We start from the raw sequence: 6,276 nt of genomic DNA, 5'->3' as shown, positions 1-6,276 counted from the left end.
ATGCTCATCGGATTTTTGCATCTATAAAAGATCGGTCAACCGATCGCTAAAATATTTCTTAACTGATCGGCATTAAGCTTACGCTCGCTTTTTCTGCTGTATTACTGAGTAACTCAAGGACGCTAAGGCTAAGAGTAGGTTAGTACTCGAACATCGCTGAAATTGACTCTTCATTGCTGATACGACGAATGGTTTCGGCCAGCATTTCAGATAACGTAAGCTGCTTCACTTTACCCATTTTGCGCATTTCAGTGCTTAACGGGATAGAGTCGGTAACTATAATCTCATCAATAACAGATTCGCGTAAATTCGTCACCGCATTACCTGAGAAGATAGCGTGAGTAGCATAAGCATACACTTTACGAGCACCATGAGCTTTTAGCGCCTCTGCAGCTTTTGCAAGCGTACCGCCAGTATCAATCATGTCATCCACAATAATACAGTCGCGGTCTTTAACATCACCAATAATATTCATTACCTGAGCAACGTTCGCTTTAGGGCGGCGTTTATCAATAATGGCTAAGTCAGTGTCGTTAAGCAGTTTTGCTGTTGCACGAGCTCTTACTACACCACCAATATCCGGAGATACTACAACGGGGTCAGCAAAATCACGTCTTACCATGTCTGCAAGTAAGATAGGTGTACCAAACGCATTGTCTACTGGTACATCAAAGAACCCTTGAATTTGCTCGGCGTGAAGATCGATAGTAAGAACACGGTCAACACCCACGTTTGACAAGAAATCTGCCACAACTTTTGCAGTGATTGGTACTCTTGCTGAACGAACTCGACGGTCTTGACGAGCGTAACCAAAGTAAGGAATTACCGCAGTGATACGGCCTGCAGATGCGCGGCGCAGTGCGTCGATCATCACAATAAGTTCCATCAGGTTATCGTTGGTAGGGGCACACGTAGACTGGATAATAAAAACGTCCGAGCCACGGACGTTTTCATGAATTTCTACGCTAATCTCACCGTCGCTGAAACGGCCAACTTTGGCATTTCCTAGCTTGGTGTAGAGACGGTCGGCGACTTTCTGGGCAAGTTCTGGTACGGCATTACCTGCAAAGAGCTTCATATCTGGCACAAGTGGTTTCCTCAGTGCGTTGATAAAAGAGATTTGGCTGGGATAGCAGGACTCGAACCTACGAATGGCGGGATCAAAACCCGCTGCCTTACCAACTTGGCTATACCCCAATTTTTAAGTTCTGTCCGATGTGGCGTTCACGCTATTATTATTGTTCTATTTTATTCAATAGTGGTGAGCTATTTACGCCCTTTGCAACAAACCCTTGCCAAGCGTTAGGCAATTTCGCCATAACCTGCTCTGCTGAAGTTTTGTCGGAAAAAGTAGCAAATACGCATGCACCTGTGCCCGTCATTCTCGACGGAGCGTAGTGTAACAACCACTGTAATAAATTTGCAACTTCCGGATGGCAATTCGCGACTAATTGCTGACAATCATTTCGAGTTTCTTCAAATTTATAGTCTTTCCACTGAATTGGCGGCGTATTTCTAGGCAGGTCAGGGTGGGTAAACACCGCACCAGTGCTCACGTGTACATTAGGGTTTGCAACCAAATACCACTTTTCTTCTTGAGGAGCTGGCATGATGTCTTCGCCAACACCGCCAGCAAATGCTGTTTTGCCTCGTACAAATATGGGTACATCAGAGCCAAGGGCTAAGCCTAATTGCGCCAGTTCGTCTTCATTGAGCCCGGTTTTCCATAGGTGATTAAGGGCTACTAAGGCGGTAGCTGCATTTGATGAGCCCCCGCCAATACCGCCACCCATAGGCAAACGCTTATTCAAAGAGATGCTAACACCGAGTGGTGTTTTCGTTTTATCAGCGAGTAATTTAGCCGCTCGAATAATGAGATTTTCTTCGTCAGGTACGCCTTCAAGGGGCGTCGCCATGGTTATTTTTCCATCATTAGTAACGTCAAAAGCAAGTTCATCACCATAATCGAGCATTTGAAACAGACTTTGCAGCTGATGATACCCATTATCAAAACGGCCAAGTATATGTAAAAAGATATTCAGCTTTGCCGGTGATGGCCACCACTGTAGCTTTTGTTCGCTGTCCTGGGGTGTGCCATTAGCGTTAACGTTTTCTGTATTGGCGTTGCCCTTTACAGAACGAGTGATGGAAGAATCAGGTGTTGAAGAGTCTTTGATTTGCGAATCTTTCATTAAAGAATCAGCCATTCATAAATTTTTATTTTAAGTTGGGTCTGCGGCGCCAGTGGCGTTTCTGCTTGGGTAAGCGTGATGCTGTGAGGAAGCCATGCTCCGTTTTCTTCGTTGCCTTTATCGACCCCCTTACTGGCCTCATCGGTATATACTTTGCCGTATTGGCCATATTTTACAGACCAATTGCTACAGCCCGTACAGCCACTTTCAAGGGTATTAACAAGTCCCTTGTCGGTAAGGGTAAAAGTATCATCTTTAAGAGGGAGCCCTTTTACCCAAGAAAGCAACGGCGCAACGGGTATGACAATGCCGGTTGTTTTGTGGATGAGTAATTCAGGATCTGCATCGTAGTAAGTTTCGCCATCGGCAGTTAATGAGGACTGTTTACTGGTTACATTTAAGTCAACCATGCTTACGCCAAGAAAATTACTTAATCTAAAATCAAAATCACCTGAATCGTTTTTCCAGACTAAATTTAAACTCGCCGCCTCGTTGCCTTGCCTAAATGCGATTTTTCCACGCATTTGCCAGTGGCGAATTTCTGCCACTTTTTCTAATTGAGAAGTGAGGTTTACTGCGTGCTCTGGGCCTTTTGGAGCAGTTGTACAGGCACTTAAAAATACGCCCGTTAAAATTATTAAAGTAATTGCACGCCACATGGTGTGAAAAATTTCCCTGAGAGTTAGAGCGAAAACAACGCATATATTATGTGAACACAGTTTCACGAGCACTTTCAATCATTTTGGCTTTTTCGTACAATGCGCGTCCGACGTTGCCAGCATAGATTTTATGACTTTACTTGCCCTTGGCATAAACCACAAGACAGCACCAGTAGCACTTCGCGAAAAAGTGGCTTTTACACCAGATTCTCTGGTGGAGGCGCTTGCGAGCTTAAAAGCTGTGGACGGGGTTGATGAAACTGTCATTGTGTCAACATGCAACCGAACCGAACTTTACGTCAACACGCAGGATGAGAGCGGCGAAAAAATCTTGCAGTGGCTCAGCGACTTTCATCATCTAGATGTAAAAGAAATTGAGAATAACAGTTACCTACTTACAAAAGATGACGCCGTTAAGCATATTATGCGCGTGGCAAGTGGCTTAGACTCGCTTATTCTTGGTGAGCCGCAAATTCTAGGGCAAATTAAGCAAGCGTTTGGTGATGCTAGGCATTCAGGGATGGTTAGCAGCGAGTTCGATAAGCTATTCCAGCATACCTTTAACGTGGCTAAACGCGTTCGAAGTGAAACCGATATTGGTGCAAATGCTGTAAGCGTTGCCTATGCCGCAGTGCAGTTAGCGAAACACATTTTTGCTGAATTGCCCAAACGCTCTGTACTTTTGGTGGGAGCAGGTGAAACCATCGAGTTGGTAGCTCAACACTTAAAAGAGCAAGGTGTGAAGCATTTGGCCGTGGCCAATCGCACAGTGGCAAGAGCAGAAGCATTGGCACAAAAGCTTGATGCCACCGTGTATACGCTATCTCAAGTGCCTGAACATTTAAAAGAATTTGATATTGTTATTAGTTCAACCGCCAGTCAGCTTCCGTTAATAGGGAAGGGCATGGTGGAAAAAGCGCTAAAACAGCGTAAAAATATGCCTATGTTTCTCGTTGACCTCGCAGTACCCAGAGATATTGAGTCTGAAGTTAACGAATTAGGCGATGCATACCTTTATACCGTTGATGATCTTCAGCATATTGTTCAGAAAAATTTAGAAAACAGAGAACAAGCCGCGCAAGAAGCACAAAAGCTCATCGATAAACAAGCTAGCGACTACATGGCCTGGAAACAGTCTCAGCAGTCTATAGATTTAGTTAAGCAATACCGTCAAAAAGGGCTACTGCACCGGGACGATATTGTTGAAAAAGCAAAAGCACAGCTTGAAGAAGGCAAAAGCGCAGACCTTGTATTAGAGGAAATGGCGTATAAGCTAACCAATACATTGCTGCATCCAACAACCTTGGCACTGCGTGAAGCTGCTAAGCATGACGACCCGTCGTTAAGTCGTTGGATGGGACAGGCATTAGATTTATCTGATAACTCATCAGATGAAAATAAATAAGGTAATAAGAAGAATATGAAAGAGTCGGTCGTTAGAAAACTCGAACACCTCGTTGAGCGTTTCGAAGAAGTTCAGGCTTTACTTGGAGATCCTGACGTTATCGGCAATCAGGACAAGTTTCGCAATTTGTCAAAAGAGTTCAGTCAGCTTGAAGGTGTTGTAGATGGCTTTAATGCTTATCAAAAGGCACAGGAAGACCTTGCCTCAGCACAAGAGATGATGAACGAAGATGATGCCGAGATGCGTGAAATGGCGCAGGAAGAATACAAAGACGCAAAAGCTGAAATAGAGCGCCTTGAAACCGATCTTCAATTGCTACTGCTGCCAAAAGACCCTAACGACGACAACAACTGCTTTTTAGAAGTGCGAGCAGGTGCGGGTGGTGACGAAGCGGGTATTTTTGCCGGCGATCTGTTCCGCATGTATAGCCGTTATGCAGAAGCCAAAGGTTGGCGTGTAGAATTAATTAACGCCAACGAAGGTGAGCACGGCGGATACAAAGAAGTGGTTGCTAATATTAGCGGTGAAGGCGTTTACGGTAATTTGAAATTTGAGTCTGGCGGGCACCGTGTTCAGCGCGTACCGGAAACTGAGTCTCAAGGCCGCATTCACACATCAGCGTGTACGGTGGCTATATTGCCTGAAATTCCTGAATCTGAAGCCATTGACATTAACCCCGCTGATTTGCGAATAGACACTTTCCGCGCCTCGGGAGCGGGTGGTCAGCACGTTAACAAAACCGATTCTGCTATTCGAATTACCCACTTGCCCTCAGGACTTGTTGTAGAGTGTCAAGATGAGCGTTCTCAGCATAAAAACCGTGCGAAGGCCATGTCAGTATTGCAGGCTAGATTAAACCAGATTGAAGAAGAGAAGCGTGCGGCAGAAGAAGCGTCTACGCGTAAGAGTTTGGTAGGAAGTGGCGATCGTTCAGAGCGCATCAGAACCTACAATTTCCCACAAGGACGAGTGACTGATCATAGAATCAACCTGACTATCTATCGTTTAGATGAGGTTATTGCTGGTGATTTAAGTCAACTTATCAATCCTATTTTGCAGGAACATCAAGCAGACTTACTTGCGTCTTTATCTGACGAATAGCATGCGTATTGATGAAGCCCTGAAATGGGCTGTTGCGTTGTTAGAGGGCGGGGAATCGCCCTCTGTCGATGCTAAAGTACTGCTAGCCAATGCCCTTAACGTAAATCAAACCTATTTGTTTACCTGGCCCGATAAAGTGCTGGATAGCCAAACGCTTCACACGTTTCAAAAAGCGGTAGAGCACAGGCGTCTTGGCGAACCCGTGGCCTATATCATTGGCGAGCGGGATTTTTGGACGCTTAAGTTAGCCACATCTCCCCATACTCTTATACCTCGGCCTGATACAGAAGTACTGGTAGAGCAAGTGCTCAAGCGCATACCCAGCGACGTTAATGAACAATCGGCCTCTTCTTTTTCTATATGTGATTTGGGAACTGGTACGGGGGCTATAGCGCTAGCGCTGGCATCGGAGCTGCCTCGTATACAGGTGACTGGGGTAGATTTTAAGGCGCAGGCTGTAGCGCTAGCCCAACAAAATGCCGTAAACAATGGCATAGAGAACGTCACATTTTTACAAAGCGATTGGTTTAGTGAACTCAAAGCCAAGCAGTTTAATATTATTGTCTCTAACCCGCCTTATATTGAAGACTCCAGTGCTTATCTATTACAAGGGGATGTAAGGTTTGAGCCTAAAACGGCCCTCACATCTGGTGAAGATGGTCTTCGCGATATTCGACACATTATTAGCGTGTCCAAAGAGCATCTATTAGCGGGTGGATTACTGGCTTTTGAGCATGGTTTCAATCAGGGCGCTGCGGTGGCTGAGTTGCTGAGTGAGGCTGGCTTTAGTGATATCGAAACAATTAAAGACTACGGTGGTAACGATAGGGTAACCCTTGGCCGCTGTTACTAAAAGTTTTTACACGGGCCGATGAAAGAATGTACATTAAGGGCTACTCTCTTTCGGTAGCGATAATAA

Annotated in this window: 6 protein-coding genes and 1 tRNA gene; 3 read left to right on the top strand and 4 right to left on the bottom strand. The window is 45.2% G+C overall.

All coding sequences use genetic code 11. The features are described 5' to 3' along the window. Positions 1-139 precede the first annotated feature (139 nt). The 4 genes from JV36_RS0102405 to lolB all read right to left on the bottom strand — a co-directional run bounded on the left by JV36_RS0102405 (position 140) and on the right by lolB (position 2,851). Positions 140-1,078, bottom strand: a complete 939-nt coding sequence (locus tag JV36_RS0102405) for a ribose-phosphate pyrophosphokinase (RefSeq protein ID WP_235207744.1) — start codon at positions 1,076-1,078, stop codon at positions 140-142. A 43-nt stretch (positions 1,079-1,121) separates the two neighbouring features. Next, positions 1,122-1,197 (bottom strand) — tRNA-Gln (locus JV36_RS0102400). Positions 1,198-1,235: 38 nt separating this feature from the next. After that, positions 1,236-2,192 (bottom strand): 4-(cytidine 5'-diphospho)-2-C-methyl-D-erythritol kinase, encoded by a 957-nt coding sequence (gene ispE / locus JV36_RS0102395; protein ID WP_081926497.1) that lies wholly within the window; start codon positions 2,190-2,192, stop codon positions 1,236-1,238. Further along, positions 2,192-2,851 carry a lipoprotein insertase outer membrane protein LolB gene (gene lolB / locus JV36_RS0102390; protein ID WP_032095005.1) on the bottom strand — a complete coding sequence of 220 codons (660 nt, stop codon included), beginning with the start codon at positions 2,849-2,851 and terminating at the stop codon, positions 2,192-2,194. Before lolB ends, ispE begins: the two co-directional genes overlap by 1 nt. Positions 2,852-2,981: 130 nt before the next feature. Between lolB and hemA the strand changes: the two genes are divergently transcribed. From hemA to prmC, 3 genes are read left to right on the top strand one after another with little or no spacing between them, the layout of a single operon-like run. Further along, positions 2,982-4,256, top strand: coding sequence for a glutamyl-tRNA reductase (gene hemA / locus JV36_RS0102385; protein ID WP_032095006.1), 1,275 nt, complete (start codon positions 2,982-2,984; stop codon positions 4,254-4,256). A 15-nt stretch (positions 4,257-4,271) separates the two neighbouring features. Continuing rightward, positions 4,272-5,357: a peptide chain release factor 1 gene (gene prfA, locus JV36_RS0102380; RefSeq protein WP_032095007.1), complete on the top strand. Its 1,086-nt coding sequence runs from the start codon at positions 4,272-4,274 to the stop codon at positions 5,355-5,357. Between the two features lies 1 nt (position 5,358). After that, positions 5,359-6,210: a peptide chain release factor N(5)-glutamine methyltransferase gene (gene prmC, locus JV36_RS0102375; protein WP_032095008.1), complete on the top strand. Its 852-nt coding sequence runs from the start codon at positions 5,359-5,361 to the stop codon at positions 6,208-6,210. The last annotated feature ends 66 nt before the right edge of the window (positions 6,211-6,276 follow it).

This window comes from Alteromonas sp. LOR, assembly GCF_000753865.1.
GTDB lineage: Bacteria > Pseudomonadota > Gammaproteobacteria > Enterobacterales > Alteromonadaceae > Alteromonas.
The sequence above is the reverse complement of the archived record's forward strand: the minus strand, read 5'-3'. Positions and strand labels throughout refer to the sequence as shown.